The following is a 23878-nucleotide window of genomic DNA, read 5'->3' on the forward strand; positions in this document are numbered from 1 at the left end:
GCAGCCTCCCGCACCGCTGGCTGACAACCGTCGCCGTCGACAGCGGCGGCGACAGCACGGAAACGAGCCAGCCCACCGCTGTGTCGTCCGTCGCCAAGAAGGCGACTCGTCAACTCCGGCATTGGAGCGACAAGTGAACGTGTCGTCGGCTCATCGAAAAGGTCCCGGTCGTCGGGCCGGGGCTCCAACCCCGCCGGGCCGTGGTGGTGTCCGCGGGTGTCCACGAATCGTGGACGGCCTGGGCCCGGAGCACACGGACGTAGGCTCGCGGGATGCGGATCGGCGAACTGTCCAAGCGCACGGGCGTGAGTCCGCGCTCGTTGCGGTACTACGAAGAGCAGGGACTGCTGACCAGTGCGCGCTCCGACGCGGGGCAACGCCACTACTCCGATGCCGAGATCCAGCGGGTGTCGCTCATCCGGCAATTGTTCGACGCGGGGATGTCCAGCCGGGTGATCGCGACCGTGCTGCCGTGCGTGGATCTCCCCGACGACCTGGGCGTCGCCCATGAGACGTACGCGGCGATGACGCGCGAGCGCGACCGGATCGACGCCGACATCACGCGCCTGATCGAGACCAGGGACGCGCTCGACGTGGTGATGCAGGTCAACAGCCGACACCGGGCGAAGCTGTCCGCGACCCTCGGGCAGGTGGCGCGGTCGGCCTGATGCTGTGACCCGGACCTCAACCGCTTGCCCTTCACACCGATGTCAACGGTGAGGATGGCGACAGCGCCCGGAATCACCGGGACGGTCATCCGGAAGGCGGTAGGAAATGGGACAGGCATGGGGTTTCGGCAAGCACGGCGGGCCCGAGGTGCAGGAGTTCTTTGACGGCCCCGATCCCGTCCCCGGTCGTGGCGAGGTGCTGATCCGGGTCGACGTGGCCGGGGTGAACCCCCTGGACCACCTGCTGCGCTCGGGCCTGGTCCCCGGTCTCGACGGCGGACGTCCGTTCCCCCGCGTGCTGGGCATGGAGGCGGCGGGCACCGTTCTCGCCCTGGGCGAGGACGTCGACGGGCTCGAGGTGGGTGACGCGGTCTTCGGGTTCGCGCTCACCGGTGGCGGCACCTACGCCGAGACGACGGTGCTGTCCGCGCCGCACACCGCGCGCGTCCCGGCGGGCCTGTCGGTGACCGTGGCGGCGACGCTGCCGGTGGCCGGGACGACCGCGGTGGACGTGCTCGACCAGCTCGGTCTCCCCGCTGGGGCCGTGGTTCTGGTCAACGGGGTCGGTGGCGGGGTCGGCCTCGCCGTCGCCCGACTGGCGACCAGTCGCGGGCTGCGGGTGATCGGCACCGGGAGCACCGCCAAACGCGAGCACGCCGAGGCCGTCGGGGTGCGGTTCATCGACTACACGGCCGAGGACGTCGTCACCGCGGCTCGCGAGCTGGTTCCCGACGGTTTTGACGGGATCGTCGACCTGGTCGGGGGCGCCTCGCTGCGGACGGTCGCCCCACTGGCCCTGGATTCCCGCAACGTCATCGCCGTGGGGGACGTGTCGGTGCCCGAGCTGGGTGGACGCTTCGTCGAACGCCGCCTCGACCGCGAGAACCTGGAACGAGCCGCCGCGCTGGCCCTGGAGGGGGTCCTCGCACCCGTGATCACGGCGGTCCACCCGCTCTCCGACGCCCCGGCCGCCCTCGCCACCGTCGAGAACGGTCACACCTCGGGCAAGGTCGTCATCAAGGTGACCTGAGACATGCCCGGCCGATCCCGTCGAACGTCCACAACGGACAGAGTGTTCGCACCGGGCTCGCGCACACCCGGGCGGTCGACGATGTCGTCGGCACCGCGCTCGACGGCAAGACGGCGACCACGGCGACCAGCTGTTCCGGGCCTCCGCCCCGATCTACGTCCTGCCGCCGGTCCTGGTGGTGGTTCTGAGCCACCTCCTCAGACCACGGGTCCGCCGAGCGTGCAACATCGGCGAACTGTTCCTCCGCATGCCCTTCCAGGCGCTCACCGGGTCGGACTTCGCCTGCGACGCGCGGGAGAAGTCCGACCCGGCCGTGGCGGACAGGATCGGACAAGCCTGCGGCCATAGGCGGAACAAGTGCGGAAGATTCGATTTTCCGATTTCAGGACGACGCTCTTACCTTGTTGTTCGCCGTGGCGTGCTGCGGGATGGCGGCTTCCGATTCCGGTTTGTGCGGTAGTTCTACAACACCGGTGCGACGAACTAGTCCATGATCATGTGGAGCCCTGGACGTAATCGCTGTCGTGGGACGACACCGCGGGAGAGTCCAGCCCTGCACCCGCGGAACCCGATGATCTTGTCGACCCCAGGCAGTACGCGGCTGCAAGGGCGTACTGGGCACGGGTGGCGGCTTCGGCGACGTCATCCGGGGATCTCCTGGCACTCGGGCGAGCGGAGGCACTGTAGTCGGGCCACCGAACCGGCGGATCGTCCGGCGGTTCAAATGGTATTGGTTCGTCATGCGGCCGAAATTTTCCCTGCCACCCGAATGGCGCAGATTGACGGCTTGATCATCGCTGGCTATACATGTGCGGTTCCACTGTGGCCGGTGCCGTCGGCAACGACGTGGGGATCCTGCCGCGGATTGTCGAAATCGGATCGGTTTGGGAGTGGATATGTCGAATGCCGACAAGGCGCCACCACGGCGGTTATCACGCGGACGAGGGGTCGTGGGCGCCCTGGTCGCGGTGGTGATGGTGCTCATCGGGTCGGTCGCCAGCGCGGGCACCTCGCAGAGCGAACCGCTGGTGGGCCGTGCCGTGTTCAACCCGGCGTTCACCCACGGCACCGTCAGCGTCGAGGGCGCCGTGCTGCACTACGTCCGCGGCGGCTCCGGCCCGCCGCTGGTGCTGCTGCACGGCTGGCCGCAGACCTGGTGGGAGTGGAAGGGCGTCATGCCCGCCCTGGCCGCGCACAACACCGTGATCGCGTTCGACCTGCCCGGCCTGGGCACGTCCAGCATCCCGGCCGACGGCTACGACAAGGCCACCACCGCCAAGCGCATCCGCGAGGGCGTCCGCAAGTTGGGCTACCGCCAGATCTCCATCCTTTCCCACGACACCGGCAGCCTCATCGCCTACCCGTACGCCAGGGACTACCCCGGCGAGGTGGTGCGCCTCGCCGTGCTGGAGACCCCGCTGTCCGGCTTCGGCCTGGAGGACATCTACGGCGTCAGCTGGCACCTGGGCTTCAACCAGGCACCGGCCCCGATCCCCGAGACCATCATGGACAACGAGGACGTCAGCACCTACCTCGGCATGATGTTCGCCAACACCCACCACCCGGAGCGCATCGACCAGCAGGCGTTCATCCGCGCCTACGCCAACCCCGCGCGCCGCACCGCGGGCTACAACTACTACCGCGCCTTCCCGACCGACATCGCCAACAACCAGGCGGGCGTGGGCACCCGCCTGAAGATGCCGATCCTGGCGATGGGCGCGCAGCACACGTTCGGCCCGTTCGTGGCCCAGTCCTTCCGCCAGGTCGGCGACGACGTCCGCGAGGTCGTCGCCCCCGACTCCGGCCACTGGATCGCCGAGGAGAACCCCGGCTTCCTGATCGACTGCGCGGCCTTGTTCTTCGGCCCCGCGGGCGTTTCGGCCCCGCGTGCCGAACTGGCGGGCTGCGTGGCCTGATCCACACCCGCCGCGCGGTGCCGTCCCCATCCCTCGACACCACGCGGCCCCCACCGGCCCGGCGCCCTCGCGGCGCCGGGCCGGTTCGCCGTCGGACGACGGCTCGTGCCCATCGGCGGCTTGTGGAGGTGCTGTCCGGTGGTCCGCCGCACGGCGGCGTTGCGGGATGCGCGCTTGATCAACACTCCGTCACCTGCTCCAAGCCCAGGCCACAGCGGGCAGTTGGCAGTCGGCGGCCCCACCGAACGCCCCCTCCTGCCGATGCGCGGTAGAGGGCCACTGCTTCGCGGGCACCGCCTGATCCTTGTCCTGGCAGGACAAGGGAATCCCTGTGTTCGGTGTCTCGCCGCTCCTCGCGACCCGAGTCCGGTCGACAACTCTTCGACAGCCGGGCATTCCACGTGGACGACCGCACCCGCGACGACCGCCCTGTCGCGGCATCAGGGTCGACCGCCGCACGGGCCCACGATCGGCGGGTCATGCCGGCGGGATGGTGAAGATCAGGCTTTTTGCGCAACTTCATGCCTTTTCGTGTGCTGCGACCGCGTCGCCCGCCAGGTCCCCGACAACGCCACGGTCGCGTTGGAGAAGGTGGCATCGCGGAGAAGTCGGTCGGTGGCCATGGGTCCGGTCAAGAGCGTGCCCGACCGCGGGTCGGCAGCCTCGAATCGGCCTGACGGCGAGTGGTGATCTTGGTGGGCGTGCGGCGCGTGTCTGGTTGTCGCGGTTGCTCGGGGTCGTGTTCGGAAGCGGATTCACATCAGCCCCGAACGGGAGGTTTCAAGCGCGGGTATTCGCACGCTCGGGTGTTGGGCAACATGAACCCGTTTACGTCGAATGCGCTGCCGGGAATCCGGTGACCAGTACGCCGCCCGCCGATCCGCAAGGAGAATCCCCATGGATCCCGATTCCGAGGAAGTCGACCGCCGCCCTTCGGGAAAATTAGCAGCCCTCCGCACGGCCGCCATGGCCGCCACCCTGCTGGTGACCGTGGTGACAGCCCCGGAAGCGGGTGCCGTCGAAGATCCCCCGTCCGCCGACCCAGGCAGGCCCCGGTCGTTCTGGCTGCACCTGGACAGCTCGCCGATCTCCGACGCCGACATCGCGAAGCACGCGAAAACACGGGCCTACGTCGTCCTGAACGCATGGGAAGGCGCGATGGTCGGCAAGTTCAGGAAAGCGAACCCCGATATCAAGGTGTTCGTGTACAAAGACCTGTCGTCCACCCGCAGCTACGCATGCCACCGCGGTGCCGACGACCCGGAAATTCCCGCGGGTGTCGGGTTCTGCGAAGCGGACAAGGCACACCCTGAGTGGTTCCTGCGCAGTTCGCGGGGCAAGCGGTTCGAATACAGCGGATATCCCGGCCACTGGCAGATGGACGTCGGCAACACCGCCTACCAGGACAGGTGGGCAGCTAACGTGATCAAGAGTGCCAAGAAGGGCGGCTTCGACGGCGTGCTGATGGACAACGCCCTGTTCACCTGCGACACCTACCACGTGGGCGTGTGCCCGACGGCCCACCCGACCGACAAGTCGTTCCAGGCGGCGTACCGGGCGATGTTCGCGAACATGCGCAAGCGGTTCGCCGACGCGGACCTCCTGACGGTCGCGAACCTCGCGAACGCCCGCCTGCACCCCGGCATGTGGGACGCCTACACCGAGAACCTCGACGGCGGTTTCGACGAGTGGTGGCTCGCGTTCGGCGGCTCCGACCTGCTGCCGGAGGCGCCCGAGGGGTGGGGCAGCCAGGCGGCGCAGATCGCCTCCAACGAGGCGAGGGACAAGATCACCTGGGTCCAGCCGCACTTCACGGCCAACGACGACCGCTCGTTCCGGTACGCCCTCGCCAGCTACTTCCTGGTCCAGGACGGTCTGGCCGCCATCGCGGAGGCCACGGCCACCGACGACTACGGCGACCCGTCCCCACCGCACCCCGAGTACGGATGGGACCTCGGCAAGCCGACGGGCCCGTACCGGTCCATCGGCACCAAGCTGCTCCGCCGCGACTTCGCCTGCGGCACCGTCGTGGTCAACGCCAACCCCACCGCCAGCGCGCCGGTCCGGGTCCCCCTGCCCTCCAAGCACCTCGACGAGCACGGCGCACGGGTCACCTCCGTCTCCCTGCCCGGCACGTCCGGCTCGATCCTGCGCCGCGCCTGCTGATCACCGGGCACGCCCCCACCACCGACAGGCGGTTCCACCATGCGAAGAACCTCGTGATGGTCCTCGCCCCGACCCGCACTTCCGCCCATGCCGCGACCGACCTCGCCGCCACAACGTCCGGTCTGGTCGACGAGTCCGCAGGCTGCGACCACGGCGGGGAGTCCAAGCTGGCGACACCCTCGGCAAGTTCCCGACGAATGTGCGCTCGCCGACGACCTGATGGCCGAACCCAACCCACGCCCCGGCGATCACAGCCCCAGTGACGTTCCGGCGCACACGACGAGGGTCTGCCCGGTGATGCTCCGGGCGTCCGGCCCCAGCAGGAACGACACGGTTCCGGCGATCTCGGCCGGGTCGATCAGCGCACCCGTCGGCGGCAGCCGGACGGGCGTGGCGGCCCGGCCGGGATCGCGCAGCATCGGCGTGTCGGTCGGGCCGGGCGCCACCACGTTGACCGTGATCGCCCGCCCCACCAGTTCCCCCGCCCACGACCGCGCCATCCCCACCAGGGCGGCCTTCGTCGCCGAGTACTGGCTCTTGCCCGGCACGCCGGTCATGGTGCGGCTGCCGATGAGCACGATCCGGGCGCCGCGCGGCATCCGGCCCACCGCCGCGTCGACCAGCACCGAGGCCGCTTCCACGTGCACGCGCCACATGTCGGCGCCGTCGCGCGTGGACAGCTCCCCCAGCCGGGCCGAGCGTTGCAGACCCGCGGCGTGCACCACGGCGTCGGCGGCGGGCGCGTCGTGCACGGCGGCCCGCACCGCGTCCGGGTCGCCGAGGTCCGTGCCACGCCAGGTGAGCCGCTCGTCGCGCAGCGGCGGTTCGCCCCGGCTGAGCCCGGTCACCGCCCAGCCGTCGTCGAGCAGCCTGCGCGCGATCGCCAGGCCGATACCGGAGCTGACACCGGTGACCAGGGCGTGCCTGGTCACCGAACCCATGACGGCGGCACGCGGACGTGCTCGATGGTCTGCCGGAAGTAGGTGAACGCGATGTCGAGCGAGCCGTCCGCGGCCTGGTGGACCGTCGGGTAGGAGAACTCGCGGTTGAGGCCGTCGCGGGAGTTGTTGGTCAGGCAGTAGCCGTCGCCGACCTCCAGGTTCCGCCGCACCGGCCAGGTGAACCCGCCGTCGACCGACAGCGCGAGGGTCATCGGCGCGCGGGGCGCTCCCCAGAACGCGGTCCCGAACTCCTCCGTCGGCGCCGCCTGCTCGGCGAGGCCGTCGTCGTCGATCTCGTCGTACAGCGAGAGCCTGCGCTCGGTGGCGTCGCGGGCGCTGCTGTCGTTGAACACCGCCGCGAGCCGGTCGTCGGAGAGCCGGACGACCTGGATCGAGGAGTTGTTGTTGGGCAGGTCGCGCACCGGACTCGGGGCCGTCCACGACGCACCGCCGTCGGTGGACGTGGAGCGGTGCACGAAGTCGGCGAACCGGCTGCGGTAGAACGCGGCCAGGGTCCCGTCCGGCAGCGGCACGACGTTCATGTGCACGAACCCGGTGCTCCTCGGCACGGCGACCTCGCTCCAGGTCTCCCCCGAGTCGTCGGAGACCATCACGGCGCTGGTGTCCAGGTCCCCGACCCACTTGCGGCCCGGCACGGATACGCAGTGGAACACCGGCAGCAGCCACCGGCCCGAGTCGAGCACCACGACCGGCTGGCGGACGAACACCCCGCCGGTGGCGGTGGCGGGGAACAGCGTCGTGGTCGGCCCCCACGCGCGGCCCCCGTCGGTGGAGATCCGGCAGCGCACCTCGGCGGTGTCCTGGTTGCCCGCGACCTGGGCCGTCCACAGCAGCCAGACGTCGCCGCCGGGCGCGGTGAACAGGACCGGGTTCTGCTCGGAGCGCGTGCCGTCGTCGGACAGCCTGACCGGCGAGGACCAGGTGTCACCGCCGGTGGGCAGCCGGGAGCACCACACGCTGATGTCCGGCACGCCCTCCTGCGTCCCGCCGAACCACACGCAGGCCAGGTCGCCACCCGGCAGCGTCGTGAGGTTCGCCGCGTGGTTCTGCACGGCGGGCGCGGGCAGCAGCGCGTCGCGCCGTTCGGGGTCGTCGGCGCGGGTGCGGAGGACCCCGTCGAACGCGTCCGTCCGCACGCTCACGACTCGCCCCGCGACGCGGCGAGGTGGGCGGCGGCGCTGTCCTCCAGGTGCGTGAGGTCAGAGGAGATCGAGGCGAACGTGTACCCCTCGGCCAGCCGCTTCGCGGCGCTCGCGCCGTCCATGGTGTGGATGCCCGCCGCGATCCCGGCCGCGGCGGCGGCCTCGCGGACGCGGGTCAGCGCGGCCTCGAACTCGGCGGACAGGGCTGGGTCGCCGGGGCGGGCGCCGCCCAGGGCGAGCATGAGGTCGGACGGGCCGACGTAGACGCCGTCCAGGCCGGGCGTCGCGCAGATCTCCTCGACGTTGGCCAGGCCCTGCGCGGTCTCGATCATCACCAGGACGACCGTGGCGGCGTTGGCCTCGGCGGGCGTGGGGCCGATGCGCAGCGCGGACCGCATGGGGCCGTAGGACCGCTTGCCCTCCGGCCCGTACTTGGCCGCGGTCACGGCGGCGGCCGCGTCGGCGGCGGTGTCGATCAGCGGCACGATCACGCCGCCCGCGCCCGCGTCCAAGGCGCGGCCGATGGGGGTGGCGTTGTTGGCCTCCACCCGCACCAGGCCGGTGGCCGTGCCGCCCGCGTCGATCGCGGTCAGCCCGCTCAGCAGGCCCGAGTAGCCGAGCAGGCCGTGCTGGCCGTCCAGGCACACGTAGTCGTAGCCGAGCCGCGCGAGGCGCTCGGTCGCCACCGGCGCGTCGAGCACGCACCAGTAGCCGACGACTCGTTCACGGGCGCGGATCTTGCGGGCGAACTCGCTCGCGGACATTCCCACTCCTCAGTGTTCTCAGCGGTTGTAGGCGGGCATGGGGCCGCGGAGGGCGGCACCGACCTCGTCGCAGGCGGCCAGCACGTCGGCGGGCAGCGGTCCCGCGGAGGCGGCCTCGACGTTGGCCACCAGGTGTTCGACGCGGGAGCCGCCGAGCAGCACCGACCCCACGTCGTCCTGGCTGAGCAGCCACCGCAGCGACAGTTCGGTCAGCGGGATCCCGGCACCGGCGGCCACGGCGGACAGCGCGGTCACGGCGGCGAACAGCCGGTCGTCCCAGTAGCGCCGGGTGTACATCGCGGCCAGTCGGGAGTCGCCGAACCGGCCCTCGGTGGGCCGTTCGGCGAACGTGTGCCTGCCGGTGAGCAGGCCGCCGCCGAGCGGGTTGTAGACGACCGTGAGCAGCCCGGTCACGCGGGCGAACTCCAGGTACTCGTCCTCGACGCGGCGGGCCAGCAGGTTGTAGAGCTGTTGCGCGGCAACGGGTCGCGGCACACCTTGGGCGTCGCACTCGCGGTTCAGCTCCGCGATCTGCCACGCGGCGAAGTTGGACACCCCGATCGCGCCGATGAGCCCCTCCGCGACGAGTTTGCCCAGTTCGGCGACCGTCTCGGCGAGGGGCGTCGCCCGGTCCGGCTGGTGCAGGTAGAACAGGTCGACGTGGTCCACGCCGAGCCGCCGCAGGCTGCCCAGCAGGCAGGCGCGCAGCGCGACCGGCGACAACGGCGGCGCGCCTTCGGCGTCGGGGTGCGGGATGCCCGCCTTGGTGGCCAGCACGACGGAGTCGCGGCGGCTGGGCAGCAGGTCACGCAGGATCTCCTCCGACGCTCCCCCGGCGTACCCGTTCGCGGTGTCGATCCCGGTGATCCCGGCGTCCAGCGCGGCGTCGACCATGCGGCGCGCGCCCGCCGCGTCGACGGTGTCGCCGAACGTCATCGTGCCCAGCACCAGCCGGGACAGGCTGAACGTGCTCACGCGGTGACCTCCTCCCGTGGTGTGACGAACGACCGCGGCTTGCGCCCGGTCATGGCGGTCGGGTCGAGCGCGGCCCGGCGCAGCGCACGGGTGTACGGCTCCTTCGGCGCGGCCAGCACGTCGGCGGTGGGGCCGGACTCGACGACCCTGCCCGCCTTCATCACCACCACGTCGGAGCTGATCCGCCGCACCACGCCCAGGTTGTGCGAGATGACTATGCACGTGAGACCGGTGTCGCGCTGGAGGTCCTCCAGCAGCGCCAGCACCTGAGCCTGCACCGACACGTCCAGCGCGCTGGTCGCCTCGTCGCACACCAGCAGCTCGGGACTGCTGGCCAGCGCCCTGGCGATGCCGATGCGCTGCCGCTGGCCGCCGGAGAACTCGGCGGGCCGCCGGTCCAGCGCGCTCGACGGCAGCCCCACCCGGTCGATCAGCCCGGCCGCCTGCGCCCGCCGGTCCGCCGCCGAGCGCACACCGCGCAGCCGCAAGGGTTCGGCCACGATGTCCTGCGCGCTCAGGTGCGGGTCGAGCGAGGCGTACGGGTCCTGGAACACCATCTGCACCTTCGGCCGCAACGGGCGCAGCCGCCGCTCGGTGAGCCCGGCGATGTCCGTGCCGTCCAGCAGGATCTCGCCCGAGGTCGGCCGGATCAGCCGCACGATCGCCCCGGCGACGGTGGACTTGCCGCAGCCGGACTCGCCGACGACGGCCAGCGTGCGGCCCTTGTGGACGGTGAAGCTGACGTCGTCGACCGCGCGGAACGCGCCGCCGCGCACCGGGTACTCCACCACGAGGTTGCGCACTTCGAGCAGCGGTGCGGTCATCGGTCCACTCCAGCGGTCTCGGTGTCGTCGGCGGAGTCCTCGTCCCACGGTCCCAGCACCGGGACGGCGGCGAGCAGCTTGCGGGTGTACTCGTCCTGGGGGTCGTCCACGACGGACTCGACGTCGCCCGACTCGACGAACCGGCCGTCGCGCATCACGTGGATGCGGTCGGACACCAGTCGGGCCACGCCCAGGTCGTGGGTGATCATCAGGATGCCGATGCCGGTGCTCTCCTGGAGTTCCAGCAGCAGCGCGAGGATGCCCGCCTGCACGGTCACGTCGAGCGCGCTGGTCGGCTCGTCGGCCACCAGCAGCCGGGGCTCCCCGGCCAGCGCGATGGCGATGAGGACGCGTTGCAGCATCCCGCCGGAGAGCTGGTGCGGGTAGCGGCCGAGCTGGTCGGCCGCGCGCGGCACGTGCACCAGGTCCAGCAGCTCCACCGCGCGGGCCCCGGCGTCGGCCTTGCCCAGCTCCGGGTGGCGCAGCCGCACCGCGCCGACGAGCTGTCGCCCGATCGTGTGCACGGGGCTGAGCGCGGTCATCGGGTCCTGCGGGATCAGCGACACCGTCCGGCCGCGCACCCCGTGCAGCGCCTTCGGGTCGGCGATCACGTCGGTCCCGCCGAAGCGCACGGAACCCGACAGCACGGCCAGGTCGTCCGGGAGCAGGCCGAGCACGGCCATCGCCGTGGTCGACTTGCCCGAGCCGGACTCGCCGATGACGGTGACGGTCTCGCCCTCGCCGATGGTGAAGCTGACGCCGTCCACGGCGCGCACGACGCCCCCGGCGGTGATCAGCTCGACCTGGAGGTCCTCGACGTCCAGCAGCGCGGTGGTCACGAGGTGCTCACCTTCCGACGGCGGGCGCGGTCGCGCAGGCCGTCTCCCAGCAGGTTGACGCCCACGACGAGGGCGACGATGACGAGGCCGGGCAGGGTGACCATCCACCACGAGGTGGTGATGTAGTCCTGCCCGTCGGAGATGATGCGGCCCCACGTGGCGAACGGCCGCTGCGGACCGGCTCCGAGGTAGGACAGGGCGCTCTCCAGCAGGACGGCCTGGGCGAGCAGCAGCAGGACCACGAGGCTGGCCTGCTTCACGACGTTGGGCAGCACGTGGCGCAGCAGGATCGCGAACCGGTGCAGGCCCAGGATCCTGGCCGCGGCCACGTACGGCTTCTCCCGCTCCACCAGCACGAGCGACCGGGTGATCCGGGCGACCTCGGGCCACTGGGCGATGGCGATGACGAACGTGATGACCGGGATGGACGGCCCGAACAGGGCGATCACGAGCAGCAGCATCATCAGCAGCGGCAACGAGAGCTGCGCCTCCAGCAGCCGCGACACGATCGCGTCGACCCAGCCGCCGAAGTACCCGGCGGACGCGCCGAGGACGATGCCGATCACGCCGGACACGACGACGGCGAGCAGGCCGACCAGCAGCGACACCTGGCCGCCGTGCAGGACGCGGGACAGCAGGTCGCGGCCGAGCTGGTCGGTGCCGAACAGGTGACCACCGGTCAGCGGCGCGAGCCTGCGCGCGGCCAGGTCCTGCTGGTCGGGGCCGGGCATCGGCAGCACCCTGGCGAGCGCGACGGGGATGACGACGAGCAGCGTGCAGACCAGGCCCGCCCACAGCTTGATGCGCGCTCCCCTGGCCTGCCGGGTGACCTTCGCGCGGGCCAGGTGCTTCGCGGTGACGGCGCTGGGCCGGGGCGCGGGCCGCGGTGCCACGCGCACGGGGTCGGTGTGGGTGGTGCTCACGCGGACACCTTCTTCCCGAGGCGCACCCGCGGGTCGAGCAGCGGGTAGGCGAGGTCGACGAGGAGCTGGACGGCGACGGCGAGCGCCGCGGTGACGAGCACGGTGGCCTGGATCAGCGGGTAGTCGCGCGTCTCCAGGGCGCGGACCACCAGCGAGCCGACCCCCGGCCAGGCGAACACGACCTCCACGACGACCACGCCGTTGAGCATGGACGCGAAGCGCGTGCCCAGCGCGGTGAGGACGGGGATGGACGAGTTGGCCATGGCGTAGCGCCACACCAGGGCGCGTTCCGACACGCCTCGGGACCGCGCGACGGTGAGGTAGGGGGCGGTGAGGTTCTTGGCCATCTCACCGCGCACCAGCCGGGAGATGAGCGCGACCTGGAGGATCGCGACGGTCACCGCGGGCAGCACCAGGCCGCCCCAGGTGGCGAAGCCGGACGCCGGGAGCACCGGGACCAGCACCGCGAAGACCGTGAGCAGCATGATGCCGCTCCAGAAGTCGGGCATGGACTGGCCCGCGATGGTCACCACGTTGGCCGACAGCTCGCGGGCGGTGTCGGCGCGCCGGGCCATCCACACGCCCAGCGGCACGGACACCACGACGGTGAGCAGGATCGCGGCGACCGCGAGGGTGATGGTGAACGGCAGCCGGTCGAGCACGACGTCCAGGGCGGGCGAGCGGAACGAGTAGCTCGTGCCGAGGTCGCCGGTGAGGATGCCCTTGAGGAACACCAGGTACTGCTCGACCAGCGAGCGGTCGAGCCCGAAGGCGGTGCGGATCTTCGCCAGGTCGTCGCTGGTAGCGAGCGGTCCGGCGTAGGCGGCGGCCGGGTCGCCCGGTGCCAGGCGGATCAGCACGAACACCGCGGAGATCGTCAGGAACACCGTGAGGACGCTCTGGCCGAGCCGCTTGAGCAGGTAGGGCACCACGGCTCAGCCCTCCAGTCGCGCGGACGCGAGGTCGTAGGAGTTGGTGGGGCCGAGCGAGATGTCGCCGACCCGGTCGCGGTGCGCGAGCACGGCGTTGGGGACGAACGCCCAGAGGCACGGCCAGGTCGCCCACACCGCGCGCTGCGCGTCGCCGAGCAGCCGCGCCCGGCGGGCGGCGTCGGGTTCGGCGGAGGCGTCGGAGATCTGCGCGGCGATCGCGGGGACCACGTAGCCCTGGTAGGTGTCGCGGGTCTGCTCCTTCTCGGGAGTGCCCGCGTACATGCCCTGGAGGATGCTCACGGCCAGGCCGGTGGGGCTGGAGAACCCGTTGCCGAGGACGTCCCAGTCACCGGCCTTGCCCTGCCGCCAGGACAGGATGTCGCCGCCGGGTTCGAACTGCTGGAGGGTGGCGCGCACGCCGACCTGGCCGAGCATCTGGAGCACGGCCTCCATGACGGAGGTGTCGCTGGCGAACTCGCCGCTCTCCCAGATGATCTTCAGTTCGAGGTCGCGCACGCCCAGCGCGTCCAGCCGCTGCTTCGCCTGGTTCGGGTCGTAGACGTACTCCCCCGTCTTGACCGCGCCCTCCAGACCGGTCGGCACGACGCCGTCGGCCTGGCTGACCGACCCGACGAGGACGTCCTGGACCAGCGACCGGCCGTCGATGGCGTAGGTGAGCGCCTCGCGCACCTTCGGGTCGGCCAGCGGGTGGCCCTGGGGCTTGCGGAAGTTGTAGAACAGCTGGTTGATCCTGGTGCTCTGGGCGCGGGTGATCTGCACGCCCGGCAGGCCAGCGAGCTGGTCGGCGGAGTCGGGGGTGATCGAGTCGATGACGTCGACCTCGCCGCTGCGCAGCGACACGACCCGGCTGGACTCCTCCGGCACGAACCGGACCTGCACGCCGGGCACGCTCGGCTTCGGGCCCCAGTAGTTCTCGTTGACGGCCAGCGAGTAGTTGCCGGTGCCGCGGTTGCCCGAGCGGACCACGTACGGGCCGGAGCCGATGCCGTCCTGGAGCTCCTCGGGCCGGTTGGCGGCCGAGGGCGTGACGAGGATGTTCGCCATCAGGTAGTCCAGCACCGGGATGGGCCGCTGGGTGCGCAGCACGAACGTGCCGTCGGCTCCGGGGACCACCTCCGGGAACTCGGAGAAGAAGCCCGCGATGAACGACCCGTTGACCTGCTGGTACATCTCCAGCGCGGTCGTGACGTCCTGCACGGTGACCGGCGAGCCGTCCGAGTAGCGCACCCCGTCGCGGAGGTGCACCGTCCACTCGGTGGGAGCGGTGAGCTCGAACCGGTCGGCCAGCACGAGCTTGGGCTTGAGGTCCTGGCCCACCATCGTCAGGCCCTGCCGCACACCGCGCTGCACGGTGACGGCGGCGTCGAACTGGTTGAGCTTGTTGTCCAGGCTGACCAGCGAGCGGTTGAGCGCGAGGGTCAGCGTGCCGGGACCGGGAGTGCCGGTCGGCCCGGCGCAGGCGTTCAGCAGCGGGCCCAGCGCCACTCCGGCGCCCGCGATCGCACCCCACCTCAGCAGGGTGCGGCGGGAGAGCTCCGGGCCGCGTCCGGATCGGGTCATCGTCGACCTCTCACAGTGCTCGGGGGAGACGGCGCTGCTGCGGCCTGACGTGGCCGAGGTGCACCGGTGTTACCCGAGCCACACTGACATGTTCTGCACGTTTCGCGCAAGACCTCTGGCAGTTTTAGCGCGTTCTGTGCAATCCTTCAGGTCGAGGAGGTGAGATCGACGTGCCAAAGATTCTTGTTGTTGCTGATGATCTGTCCGGAGCGGCCGAGGCGGCCGCAACGATCGATATGCGCACAACGCGCAGTTTGGTGCTCCTGGGGATCGACCCGTCGTTCCCTCCCGATGACCGGGACGTGATCGTCGTGGACCTGGACACGCGCTCCGGCCCCGCCGACGCGGCCGAGTCGGAGACCGGCCGCGCCATCGCCGCGCTCGGGGCGTCCCGCCAGGTGTTCGTGAAGGTGGACTCCCAGCTGCGCGGGCACCTCGCCGCCGCCGTGCGGGGCGCGGGCGGCTTCGCCGTCGTGTGCCCCGCGCTCCCCCGGCTCGGCCGGGTCGTGCGCGGCGGCGTCGTGCACCTGGGCGGCGTGCCCCTGCACGACACCGACGCGTGGCGGGTGGAGCCCGCGTCCCCACCGCGCTCGATCGCCGACCTCCTCGCGCCGCTGCCGGTGTCCCTCGTGCCGCTGGCCGACGTGCGCGGGGCGGACCTGGTCGCACGGCTCCACGCGATCCGCGCGAGCGGGGCCGTCGCCGTGTGCGACGCGGAGGACGACACCGACCTGGCCCTGATCGCCGCCGCGGGCACGGAGGTCGGCGCGGTGCTGGTCGGATCGGCGGGCCTCGCCGAGGCGCTCGGCCCCGGCCCGTCCGCCGTCGTGCCGGAGCCCGGTCAGGGCGTGCTGGTCGTGGTCGGCACGGCCGCGGCCGCCGCGCAGGTCGAGCACCTGAGGGAGGCCACCTCGCACGTCGACCGGGTCACCGTCCTGACCGCGCCGACCGGGATCGTGCCCGGCGGTGTCGTGGCCGCGCTCGCCGACGACGCCGCCTTCGAAGCGGCGTGGCACACCACCTCCGACCTCGTCCTCACCGGCGGCGAGACCGCCCGCGCCGTGCTCGACCGGCTCGGCGTCACCCGCCTCACCGTCCACGGCGCCCTGGCCGGGCACCACGGCGCGGTCCTGAGCACCACCCCCGACGGCCGCCGGGTCGTCACCAGGCCGGGCAGCTTCGGCGCGCCCGACTCCCTCACCGCCATCGCGGCCGCACTCCACGGAGGAACCCACGTGAGCACCACCAGTCCCGACACCCGTCCGTACATCGCCGTCACGATGGGCGACGGCGCGGGCATCGGCCCGGAGGTCGTCGTCGGCGCGCTGCTCGACGAGAACCTGGCCACCGAGTGCCGCCCCGTCGTGATCGGCGACGCGGCCAGGCTGCGGCTGGGCGCGGAGGCGCTGGGCGTGACCGCGGACGTCGTCGCCGTCGAGTCCGTGCGGGACGCCGTGTTCACCCCCGGCCGCGTCAACGTGATCGACCTGGGGCTGCTGCCCGCGGACCTCCAGTGGGGCGAGCTGTCCGCGGTCGCGGGCGATGCGGCGTTCCACTACATCCGGGTCGCCGCTGAACTGGCGATGGCCGGGACGGTGCAGGGCATCTGCACGGCGCCGCTGAACAAGGAGGCGCTGCACGCGGGCGGCCACGTCTTCCCCGGCCACACCGAACTGCTGGCGCACCTGACCGGGACCGAGGAGGTGTCGATGATGCTGTCGACACCGAAGGTCAAGGTCATCCACGTGACCACCCACATCGGTCTGATGGACGCCGTGCGCAAGATCGAGCCCGGCCTGGTCGCGCGGACCGTCCGGCGCGGGCACGAGGCGCTGGTGCGCGCGGGCGTGCCGGAGCCGAAGATCGGCGTGTGCGCGATCAACCCGCACGCGGGCGAGAACGGCCTGTTCGGCCAGGGCGAGGAAGCCGAGAAGATCACCCCCGCCATCGAGGTGCTCCAGGCCGACGGCATCGACGCGCGCGGCCCGCTGCCCGCCGACACCGCGTTCTTCCTGGCGGGCCGGGGCGACTACGACCTGATCGTCGCGATGTACCACGACCAGGGCCACGGCCCGGTGAAGGTGCTGGGCATCGAGGCGGGCGTCAACATCACCGTCGGCCTGCCGGTGATCCGCACGTCGGTCGACCACGGCACCGCGTTCGACATCGCGGGCAAGGGCGTGGCGGACATCCGCAGCATGATCGAGGCCCTGCACCAGGCCGCTCGCATGTCGCCCAGCCCCCGATAGTGTTCGCACACCACGACAGCACCGGAGGCAGCGCATGGCGGGGATGCGGACGCGGGATCGTCGCGACGAGATCGTCCGGCTGGCGACCACCACCGGTCTGGCCAGTGTGGACGAACTGGCCGACACCTTCGAGGTGACGGCGTCCACGATCCGCCGCGACCTGGCCCGGCTGACCGACGAGGGCCGGGTCGCGCGCACCTACGGCGGGGCCATGGCGCTGCTCGCGCACCCCGAGCCGTCGCTGCGCCAGCGCACCCAGGAGGCGTTCGCGGAGAAGACCGCCATGGCCCGCTGGGCAGCGGCGGAGATCAGCTCCGGCGAGACGATCCTGCTCGACGCGGGCACGACCGTGGGCGCGCTGGCCCGTGAGCTGCGCGACGTGCCGCAGCTGACCGTCGCCACGACCGGGCTGACCGCGCTGACGGAACTGGCCGGGTCGGAGTCGGTGCACGTGGAGTGCCTGGGCGGGACGCTGCGGCACCTCAGCCAGGGCTTCGTGGGGCCGTTGACCGAGGCGGCGCTGGAACGGATGACGTTCGACCGCGTCTACCTCGGCGCGGACGGCGTGACGCCGGACAACGGGCTGTGCGAGGCGGACCTCCAGCAGACCAGGCTCAAGGAGCTGATGATGCGCCGCGCCGCCGAGGTGTACGTGCTCGCGCACGCCGACAAACTCGGCCGCAGCCCGTTCCACTCCTGGGTGCGCATGCCCCCGCGCTGGACACTCGTCACCGACGAGCGCGCCGACCCCCGGCTGGTCGACGAGTTCACCGCCCGTGGCGCCGCGGTCATCACGGTCGCACCTGACGTGACCTGAACACTTCCCGATGGGAAGTAGTCGCCCTTGCGGGTAACCGGGGCCTCGCGGATAGCGTCGGCGAGGTCAAGAGGAGTGCCGTTCCAGGGCCCCTCCCGGCTTCGCGAAGGGCTACCCGTGTTCTACGAGATCCGCCGCTACCAGACCTCCTCCGGCCGCCGCGACGAGTGGGTGCGCTACATGGAGGACGTCGTCATCCCGTTCCAGGCGTCGGCCGGGATGGACGTCGTCGCGTCCTTCGTGGACGCCGAGGATCCCGACGGCTACGTGTGGATCCGCCGGTTCGCCGACGACGCGCACCACGCGGACGCCACCGCCGCCGTGTACGGGTCCGACCGGTGGAAGGACGAGATCGGCCCGGTGGTGCACGACCTGCTCATCGGGGAGAAGTCCGTCATCACCCGCGTGGTCCCCACGCCCGCGTCGGGGCTGAACTGACCATGGCCGACGACCGGCAGACCATCCCGACCACCTCGATCAGCCGGGCCGCAGCGGTCGCGCTCGTCGAGGCCGTGCGCGAGGCCGCCCGCGGGATCGGCTTCGGCGTCGCGGTGGCCGTGACCGACCCCGGCGGGCACCTGAGGGCGTTCGAGCGCACCGACGACGTGCCGTTCCTGCCCGCGGAGGTGGCGGTCGACAAGGCGTGGACCGCGGTCGCGTTCCGCACCCCGACCCACGTGTGGAACGACTACGTGGCCGACCCGCGGATCGCGCCGCTCCAGCACCACCCGCGGGTGGTCGCGGTGGGCGGTGGCTACCCCGTCGTCCTCGACGGCGAGGTGATCGGCGGCCTCGGCGTGTCCGGCGGCACCTACGCGCAGGACCAGGAGGCCGCCGAAGCGGCGCTGGCCGCGCTCGGGTTCACCGTCCCCGCCTGATCAGCCGCAGCTCGCGGCCGCCTCGGTCACCGAGTCCATGTTGTCCTCGACCCAGGTCCGCAGCGCCGCCAGCGGGACGGCGGCGCTGCGGCCCAGGTCGGTGAGCGAGTACTCGACGTGCAGCGGGACGGCCGGGTAGACGGTCCGGTCGACGAACCCGAACTCCTCCAGCCTGCGCAGCGTCTGCGTGAGCACCTTCGGGCTGACGCCCTGCAACGTCCGTTGCAGCACGCCGAACCGCCGCGGTCCGCCCTCCAGCGACCCGATCGCCAGCGCGGACCACTTGTTCGCGAGCAGGTCGAGCATGGCGCGGCACGGGCACTGCGCCGCGTACACGTCGTGGTCGCCGTGCCGACCGGTGGCGCAGGTGGTGGTCATGAATCGCCCTTCCCGAACGGAAGTAGCAGATCATAACCACCCCTGCTTCCCATCGGGTAGCGGGTCAGATCAGCTTCCACAGGTGGTCGGACGTGCCGTTGTCGGTCCACTGGGTGATCTGCGCGCCGTCCGCCTTGGACGCCTGGTCCACGGCGAGGACCTTGCCGCTGCGCACGTTCACGATCTTCGACCAGCCGCCGCCCGCGTCGACGATCCGCCACAGGTGGTCGGGTGTGCCGTTGTCGCGGTACTGCTGGACGTGCGCGCCGTCGGCCACGCCCTGGTCCTGCACGGCGAGCACCTTGCCGCTGTTGCGGTTGGTGATCCGCACGCTGCCGTCGCCGTTGTCCACCACCGTCCACACGTGGTCGGACGTGCCGTTGTCGGTCCACTGGGTGACCTCGGCGGAGTCGGCCAGCGAGGCCCCGGACACGGCGAGCACCTTGCCGGAGTTCTGGTTCTGGATCCGCGCCCACACCACGGCCGAGGTCGCGGGCTTCACCACGAGCGCGAACATGCCGCCCACGACGGGACGGGCGGTGAACCCGCGCTGGGTGCCGTCGCCGACGACGTACCAGTCGCTGAACGGGACCCGTTGCGGTGTCTCGTTCGCGAAGGCGTAGACCCCTTCGACCAGCGCGTCGCGCACGCCGGTGCGGTCGGACAGCCAGGCCGCCGTCCACACCTCCCAGTCGGCCTTGGTGTAGTTGTTGCGCGGGTCGAGCAGCACGCCGAAGTGCCCGGCGCGGGCCTGGTACCAGGCGGCTTCCTGGGCGGCCACGCCCACCGGCACCAGGTCGAGGCCGAGCAGCTTGTCGGCGAACCCGTTGTACTTCAGGCTCCACGTGCCCGCCTGGTCGTAGGCGAGCTTGAGGTGCTGGTTCGACGAGTCCTGCCCGAGGGTCACCCACTGGCTCGCGTAGCCGCGCGAGATCGACCGGTACCGCTGGACGTCGGCGGTGTTGCCGAGCGCGGCGGACACGATCCCCATCGCGCCGATGCCGATGATCCCCTTGAGCGCCAGGTTCGCGCTGTGCGCGATGAACCCGGTGAAGTCGTCGGTCTGGTTCTGGGAACCGGGGTCGAGCGCGTTGGCCACCAGGTACTCGGCCCACCGGCGCAGGATCGGCTGGTGCGCGGCCGCGAACGCGCGCGCGTCGGCCGCGGGCAGCTTCTGCACGAGCGCGGCGGACATGATCAGCATGTTCGCCGACTCCTCGACCGGCATGTCCTCCTCGTCGCCGTCGTTGTGCCCGGTGGCGACCGGGTAGTGGAACCCGAGGTCGTGGTGCGCGAACTCCTTGGGCCAGCCGCCGCGCTCGGCGTAGTCGAAGTGCGGTTCCAGCAGCAGCCGCAGGTAGTTCGGCGCCAGGTGCAGGTAGGCGGGGAACGCCGGGTAGGTGACGTCCACCGTGGACATGTTGCCGTTGGAGGAGATCTCCTTCAGGAACGCCCACGGCGAGCCGCCGCGGTCCACCAGTTCCGTGCCGCCGAACGCCTGCCGCAGCGCGAGCGCGCACAGGGCCGCGTAGTGCTCGCCGCCCGCCCGCACCGCGTCGTCGTGCACCTTGGTGTCCAGCGCCGTCGCCGCGGTGAGCGCGGAGGAGTAGTCGGCGAGGAACCAGTCGACCATGTCCGGCCACGTCGTCCACTGCCGCGTCCACCACGGCGCCAGCTGCGTGCCCAGGTAGCTCACCGAGGGCGTCCGCACGTGCCCGACGGCGATCGTGAACGGCGCCGAGGTCGCGCCCGCGGCGACCGTGCCGAGGTTCTTGTTCAGCGCCAGCACCGGCCACCGGTCGTTGATCGGCCGGGGCTGCGCGGTGTCGGAGGTGTTGGCCAGCGCGCCCTGTCCCGCCGACGCCGCGCGCAGCAGGGTGTCCTGGCCGATCTGCCAGGTCAGCCCCGAGCCGGTCGACGCGGCCACCACGAGCGTGCCCCAGGTCGCCTGCTCGTTGTTCTCCGCGAGCACGGTCGGGGCGGCGGGCGTGACGGTGAGGGCGGTCGTCGTCCCGGTCTGCCGCTGCGCCCAGGTCACCGGCGTCGCGCTGTTCCCGTGAACCCACTCGGCCGACAGGTCGACGTGCACGTCCACGGTGTGCGAGCGGCCGTCGGTGCTGGCGGCGGTGATGGTGAGGTAGCCGAACGGCACGGACTGGCGGCGCAGGTCCTCGGGCGCGACGGGCGAGAAGAACGTGGCGGTCAGCGTCACGCCGCCGCCGGTGAGGGTGTAGATCGACCGCGTCGCCGTGACCCGCAGGGAGGTCTGCGTCATCCGGGTCAGCGCGGGTCCGGACGGCAGCGCGGGGTTGCCCGCGAACAGGTACGCCGTGCCGTCGACGCGCGCGATGCCGCACAGGGCGGTCGTGCGGCCGTTCCAGAACGCCGACCAGCCGCCGACCAGCTCGTTCGACGGCTGCCACGCGCTCAGGTAGGGCGAGCGGACGAACAGCGGGGTCGCGGGTGGGCGCAGCGGGTCGAAGGTGCCCAGCGCGCTGACGTCGCCGGGTGCCGCCTCCGCCCACGTGGGGAGCCAGCCGGGTGCGGCGGCCGCGACGGCCGCCCCACCCGCCCAGCCGAGCAGGGTGCGGCGGGACAGGGGGTTCGATTCCGACATGGAAGGCCTTTCCGGCAGGAGCGGGCGGCCGCGCTGGAACGGTGCAGGGGCGTTCACCCAGTTCTTACATCGTTGGTACAACGTTGTAAATATCCCGCCAACCGGCTCGCGCCCACTTGGCCGCTGTCCCGCGGCGCATCGAATCCGGTACCGGACAAATGCGCCGCGGACGGTCTCAGTAGGCCACCCCCACCGCCTGCCGGACCGTCGCCGCATCGTCGAGCGCGGCGAGCATCGCGTGCGCCGTGTCGGCGCGGGAGATCGAATAGCCACCGCGGGGATTGCCGCCGACGACGCTCCGGTACTCCCTCGTCACCGGCTTGTCGACCAGCTTCGGCGGCCGCACGGCCGTCCACTCGACGCCGCTGTCCCGCATCGCCTGCTCCATGGCCGTCAGGTCCGCGTACACGTCCCGCAGCACCGCCCCGATGAACGGCAGCAGCAGCCGCCGGTTGAGGAACGTCTCGTCCTCCGGCACCGGCCCGACCGGGGCCGCGCTCACCGCGACCAGCCGCCTGATGTCGGCCGCGGCCATGGCGCGCAGGATGCCGCGCACGGCGGTGGACGCGACCGGGCCGTCCTTGCGGCCGCGCGGGCCGACGCCGGACAGGACCGCGTCGCAGGCCTCGAGGTCGGGCAGCGCGGACAGGTCGGGAACGGTCAGCACGGACAGCGACGGGTGCCGCTGGTCGAAGCGCGACGGGTCGCGGACGACCGCCGTGACCCGGTGGCCCGCGTCGAGCGCCTGCCGCACGACATGTCCGCCGACGCCGCCGGTGGCGCCGAAAACGATGATCTTCATCCGTGTCTCCCCAGGTCGAGTACCTTGTGATTCGCACCCCATATCCTACGAGGGCGATATCATATGAGTTCCAAAGTACATGACGAGTCCGGGCGGCGCGGCCGGTCCACGGTCACGATCAAGGAGTCACTGCGCGACCTGCGCGTCCAGCTGGCGCTGCTCAACCACCAGGTGGGCACGAAGGTCGAGCTGAAGGACGTCGACCTCGACTGCCTCGACCTGGTCTCCCGGCACGGCCCGCTCAACCCGACCGCCCTCGCCAAGCGCGCCGGCCTGCACCCCGCCACGATCACCGGCATCCTCGACCGCCTCGAACGCGGCGGCTGGATCACCCGCGACCGCGACCCCGCCGACCGCCGCGCCGTCGTCGTGCGGATCGTGCCCGACCGCAACGCCGAGATGTACCGGCACTACGCAGGCATGAACAGCTCGTTGGACGAGATCTGCGCGCGCTACGACCCGGCCGAACTCGACGTGATCGCCGACTTCCTGCGCCGCGCCACCGCGGCGGGCGAGCAGGCGGCGGAGGACATGACCGACTAGCCGTGGGAGCATCGCCGGATGCTGGTGGAACTCGCGGTCGGCGACGCGTACGGAGCGGGCTTCGAGTACGCCGAGCCCGACTTCGTGCTGGCGCACAACACCTTGCGCGCGTACGTGGACAACCCGGTGCACCCCGACCTGGTCGCGGGCCGCTACACCGACGACACCCAGATGAGCATCGCGGTCGCCGAGGTGCTGGCGTCCGACGGGCCGTGGACCGCGGCCCGGTTCGCCGACGCGTTCGTCACGGCCTTCCGCCGCGACCCGCGCGTGGGTTACGCCAGGGGCTTCCAGGCACTGCTGCCCGAACTGCCCGACGGCGCCGCACTCCTCGCCCGCATCCGCCCCGACAGCGACAAGAGCGGCGCCGCCATGCGCGCCGCCCCCGTCGGCCTGCTCGCCTCAGTCGACGACGTCCTGCGCACCACCGCCGTCCAAGCCCGCATCACGCACAACACCCCCGACGGCGTCAAGGCCGCCCAAGCCGCCGCACTCGCCGTGCACTACTGCCACCGCACCCTCGGCCCGGTCGCGGAGATCGGACACTGGCTCGACGGACTGCTCCCCTCGGGTGAGTGGGCCACGCCGTGGACCGGGCCGGTCGGGTCGAAGGGGCTGATGAGCGTCCGCGCGGCGGTCACCGCGCTGGCGTCGACCACGTCGATGAGCGCGCTGCTGCGAGCGTGCGTCGCGTTCACCGGCGACGTCGACACCGTGGCCACCATCGCCCTGGCCGCCGCCTCCCGCTCCACCGAGATCACGCAGGACCTGCCGGGGGTGCTGCTGGAGGGCCTGGAACGCGGCCCGTACGGCTACGACTACCTGGCTGACCTGGACACCCGGTTGCTGGGCGCACTGGGTGTCCACTGAGG

22 protein-coding genes are annotated in these 23878 nt (G+C 71.8%); 10 read left to right on the top strand and 12 right to left on the bottom strand.

What is annotated here, in order from left to right; all coding sequences use genetic code 11:
* The first annotated feature begins 272 nt into the window (after nt 1–272).
* The 4 genes from RM788_RS01135 (at nt 273) to RM788_RS01150 (ending at nt 5780) form a co-directional block, all read left to right on the top strand.
* Nucleotides 273–668 (top strand): MerR family transcriptional regulator, encoded by a 396-nt coding sequence (locus tag RM788_RS01135; RefSeq protein WP_315929552.1) that lies wholly within the window; start codon nt 273–275, stop codon nt 666–668.
* 106 nt (nt 669–774) lie between these two features.
* Nucleotides 775–1698: a quinone oxidoreductase family protein gene (locus RM788_RS01140; protein ID WP_315929553.1), complete on the top strand. Its 924-nt coding sequence runs from the start codon at nt 775–777 to the stop codon at nt 1696–1698.
* Nucleotides 1699–2648: 950 nt separating this feature from the next.
* Nucleotides 2649–3614 (top strand): alpha/beta fold hydrolase, encoded by a 966-nt coding sequence (locus tag RM788_RS01145; protein ID WP_315929554.1) that lies wholly within the window; start codon nt 2649–2651, stop codon nt 3612–3614.
* Nucleotides 3615–4580: 966 nt separating this feature from the next.
* A complete protein-coding gene (locus tag RM788_RS01150; protein ID WP_315929555.1) occupies nt 4581–5780 on the top strand; it encodes a putative glycoside hydrolase in 1200 nt (399 codons plus the stop codon).
* A 248-nt stretch (nt 5781–6028) separates the two neighbouring features.
* On the opposite strand, the gene RM788_RS01155 is transcribed toward RM788_RS01150, so the two are convergent.
* From RM788_RS01155 to RM788_RS01195, 9 genes are read right to left on the bottom strand one after another with little or no spacing between them, the layout of a single operon-like run.
* A complete protein-coding gene (locus RM788_RS01155) occupies nt 6029–6712 on the bottom strand; it encodes an SDR family NAD(P)-dependent oxidoreductase (protein WP_315929556.1) in 684 nt (227 codons plus the stop codon).
* Nucleotides 6709–7884 carry a sialidase family protein gene (locus RM788_RS01160; protein ID WP_315929557.1) on the bottom strand — a complete coding sequence of 392 codons (1176 nt, stop codon included), beginning with the start codon at nt 7882–7884 and terminating at the stop codon, nt 6709–6711. The genes RM788_RS01155 and RM788_RS01160 overlap by 4 nt, the downstream gene beginning before the upstream one ends.
* Complete coding sequence (locus tag RM788_RS01165) at nt 7881–8648, bottom strand: HpcH/HpaI aldolase family protein (protein WP_315929558.1); 768 nt, start codon at nt 8646–8648, stop codon at nt 7881–7883. The genes RM788_RS01160 and RM788_RS01165 overlap by 4 nt, the downstream gene beginning before the upstream one ends.
* Nucleotides 8649–8666: 18 nt before the next feature.
* Nucleotides 8667–9623 (bottom strand): aldo/keto reductase, encoded by a 957-nt coding sequence (locus RM788_RS01170; protein WP_315929559.1) that lies wholly within the window; start codon nt 9621–9623, stop codon nt 8667–8669.
* Nucleotides 9620–10447, bottom strand: a complete 828-nt coding sequence (locus RM788_RS01175; RefSeq protein ID WP_315929560.1) for an ATP-binding cassette domain-containing protein — start codon at nt 10445–10447, stop codon at nt 9620–9622. Before RM788_RS01175 ends, RM788_RS01170 begins: the two co-directional genes overlap by 4 nt.
* Entirely contained in the window at nt 10444–11286 is an 843-nt protein-coding gene (locus RM788_RS01180; protein ID WP_315929561.1) for an ABC transporter ATP-binding protein, read from the bottom strand. The genes RM788_RS01175 and RM788_RS01180 overlap by 4 nt, the downstream gene beginning before the upstream one ends.
* A complete protein-coding gene (locus RM788_RS01185) occupies nt 11283–12209 on the bottom strand; it encodes an ABC transporter permease (RefSeq protein ID WP_315929562.1) in 927 nt (308 codons plus the stop codon). Before RM788_RS01185 ends, RM788_RS01180 begins: the two co-directional genes overlap by 4 nt.
* A complete protein-coding gene (locus RM788_RS01190) occupies nt 12206–13141 on the bottom strand; it encodes an ABC transporter permease (RefSeq protein ID WP_315929563.1) in 936 nt (311 codons plus the stop codon). Before RM788_RS01190 ends, RM788_RS01185 begins: the two co-directional genes overlap by 4 nt.
* A gap of 3 nt (nt 13142–13144) precedes the next feature.
* The gene (locus RM788_RS01195; protein WP_315929564.1) at nt 13145–14722 is read right to left on the bottom strand and encodes an ABC transporter substrate-binding protein; all 1578 of its coding nucleotides are present in this window, start codon (nt 14720–14722) and stop codon (nt 13145–13147) included.
* 170 nt (nt 14723–14892) lie between these two features.
* Here RM788_RS01195 and pdxA point away from each other — a divergent pair, with 170 nt between their 5' ends.
* The 4 genes from pdxA to RM788_RS01215 all read left to right on the top strand — a co-directional run bounded on the left by pdxA (nt 14893) and on the right by RM788_RS01215 (nt 18666).
* Nucleotides 14893–16971, top strand: a complete 2079-nt coding sequence (pdxA, locus tag RM788_RS01200; protein ID WP_315929565.1) for a 4-hydroxythreonine-4-phosphate dehydrogenase PdxA — start codon at nt 14893–14895, stop codon at nt 16969–16971.
* A 34-nt stretch (nt 16972–17005) separates the two neighbouring features.
* Nucleotides 17006–17788: a DeoR/GlpR family DNA-binding transcription regulator gene (locus tag RM788_RS01205; protein WP_315929566.1), complete on the top strand. Its 783-nt coding sequence runs from the start codon at nt 17006–17008 to the stop codon at nt 17786–17788.
* 117 nt (nt 17789–17905) lie between these two features.
* Entirely contained in the window at nt 17906–18226 is a 321-nt protein-coding gene (locus tag RM788_RS01210) for an NIPSNAP family protein (protein ID WP_315929567.1), read from the top strand.
* Between the two features lie 2 nt (nt 18227–18228).
* A complete protein-coding gene (locus RM788_RS01215) occupies nt 18229–18666 on the top strand; it encodes a GlcG/HbpS family heme-binding protein (protein WP_315929568.1) in 438 nt (145 codons plus the stop codon).
* Here RM788_RS01215 and RM788_RS01220 read toward each other — a convergent pair whose 3' ends face one another.
* The 3 genes from RM788_RS01220 to RM788_RS01230 form a co-directional block, all read right to left on the bottom strand.
* A complete protein-coding gene (locus RM788_RS01220; protein ID WP_315929569.1) occupies nt 18667–19044 on the bottom strand; it encodes a winged helix-turn-helix transcriptional regulator in 378 nt (125 codons plus the stop codon).
* 64 nt (nt 19045–19108) lie between these two features.
* Complete coding sequence (locus RM788_RS01225) at nt 19109–21661, bottom strand: glutaminase domain-containing protein (RefSeq protein WP_315929570.1); 2553 nt, start codon at nt 21659–21661, stop codon at nt 19109–19111.
* A gap of 175 nt (nt 21662–21836) precedes the next feature.
* Nucleotides 21837–22463, bottom strand: a complete 627-nt coding sequence (locus tag RM788_RS01230) for an NAD(P)-dependent oxidoreductase (RefSeq protein WP_315929571.1) — start codon at nt 22461–22463, stop codon at nt 21837–21839.
* Between the two features lie 63 nt (nt 22464–22526).
* Here RM788_RS01230 and RM788_RS01235 point away from each other — a divergent pair, with 63 nt between their 5' ends.
* Nucleotides 22527–23006, top strand: coding sequence for a MarR family winged helix-turn-helix transcriptional regulator (locus tag RM788_RS01235; protein ID WP_315929572.1), 480 nt, complete (start codon nt 22527–22529; stop codon nt 23004–23006).
* Between the two features lie 18 nt (nt 23007–23024).
* Entirely contained in the window at nt 23025–23876 is an 852-nt protein-coding gene (locus tag RM788_RS01240) for an ADP-ribosylglycohydrolase family protein (protein WP_315929573.1), read from the top strand.
* Nucleotides 23877–23878: the final 2 nt, after the last annotated feature.

It is taken from the genome of Umezawaea sp. Da 62-37 (genome assembly GCF_032460545.1).
Taxonomy (GTDB): domain Bacteria; phylum Actinomycetota; class Actinomycetes; order Mycobacteriales; family Pseudonocardiaceae; genus Umezawaea.

What these genes read in the sequence shown, in the direction of transcription:
- RM788_RS01220 (WP_315929569.1), bottom strand. Translation starts at nt 19,044, where the DNA reads ATGACCACCACCTGCGCCACCGGTCGGCACGGCGACCACGACGTGTAC.
- RM788_RS01235 (WP_315929572.1), top strand. Translation starts at nt 22,527, where the DNA reads ATGAGTTCCAAAGTACATGACGAGTCCGGGCGGCGCGGCCGGTCCACG.
- RM788_RS01135 (WP_315929552.1), top strand. Translation starts at nt 273, where the DNA reads ATGCGGATCGGCGAACTGTCCAAGCGCACGGGCGTGAGTCCGCGCTCG.
- RM788_RS01215 (WP_315929568.1), top strand. Translation starts at nt 18,229, where the DNA reads ATGGCCGACGACCGGCAGACCATCCCGACCACCTCGATCAGCCGGGCC.
- RM788_RS01205 (WP_315929566.1), top strand. Translation starts at nt 17,006, where the DNA reads ATGGCGGGGATGCGGACGCGGGATCGTCGCGACGAGATCGTCCGGCTG.
- RM788_RS01150 (WP_315929555.1), top strand. Translation starts at nt 4,581, where the DNA reads ATGGCCGCCACCCTGCTGGTGACCGTGGTGACAGCCCCGGAAGCGGGT.
- RM788_RS01225 (WP_315929570.1), bottom strand. Translation starts at nt 21,661, where the DNA reads ATGTCGGAATCGAACCCCCTGTCCCGCCGCACCCTGCTCGGCTGGGCG.
- RM788_RS01165 (WP_315929558.1), bottom strand. Translation starts at nt 8,648, where the DNA reads ATGTCCGCGAGCGAGTTCGCCCGCAAGATCCGCGCCCGTGAACGAGTC.
- RM788_RS01230 (WP_315929571.1), bottom strand. Translation starts at nt 22,463, where the DNA reads ATGAAGATCATCGTTTTCGGCGCCACCGGCGGCGTCGGCGGACATGTC.
- RM788_RS01240 (WP_315929573.1), top strand. Translation starts at nt 23,025, where the DNA reads ATGCTGGTGGAACTCGCGGTCGGCGACGCGTACGGAGCGGGCTTCGAG.
- RM788_RS01175 (WP_315929560.1), bottom strand. Translation starts at nt 10,447, where the DNA reads ATGACCGCACCGCTGCTCGAAGTGCGCAACCTCGTGGTGGAGTACCCG.
- RM788_RS01195 (WP_315929564.1), bottom strand. Translation starts at nt 14,722, where the DNA reads ATGACCCGATCCGGACGCGGCCCGGAGCTCTCCCGCCGCACCCTGCTG.
- RM788_RS01140 (WP_315929553.1), top strand. Translation starts at nt 775, where the DNA reads ATGGGACAGGCATGGGGTTTCGGCAAGCACGGCGGGCCCGAGGTGCAG.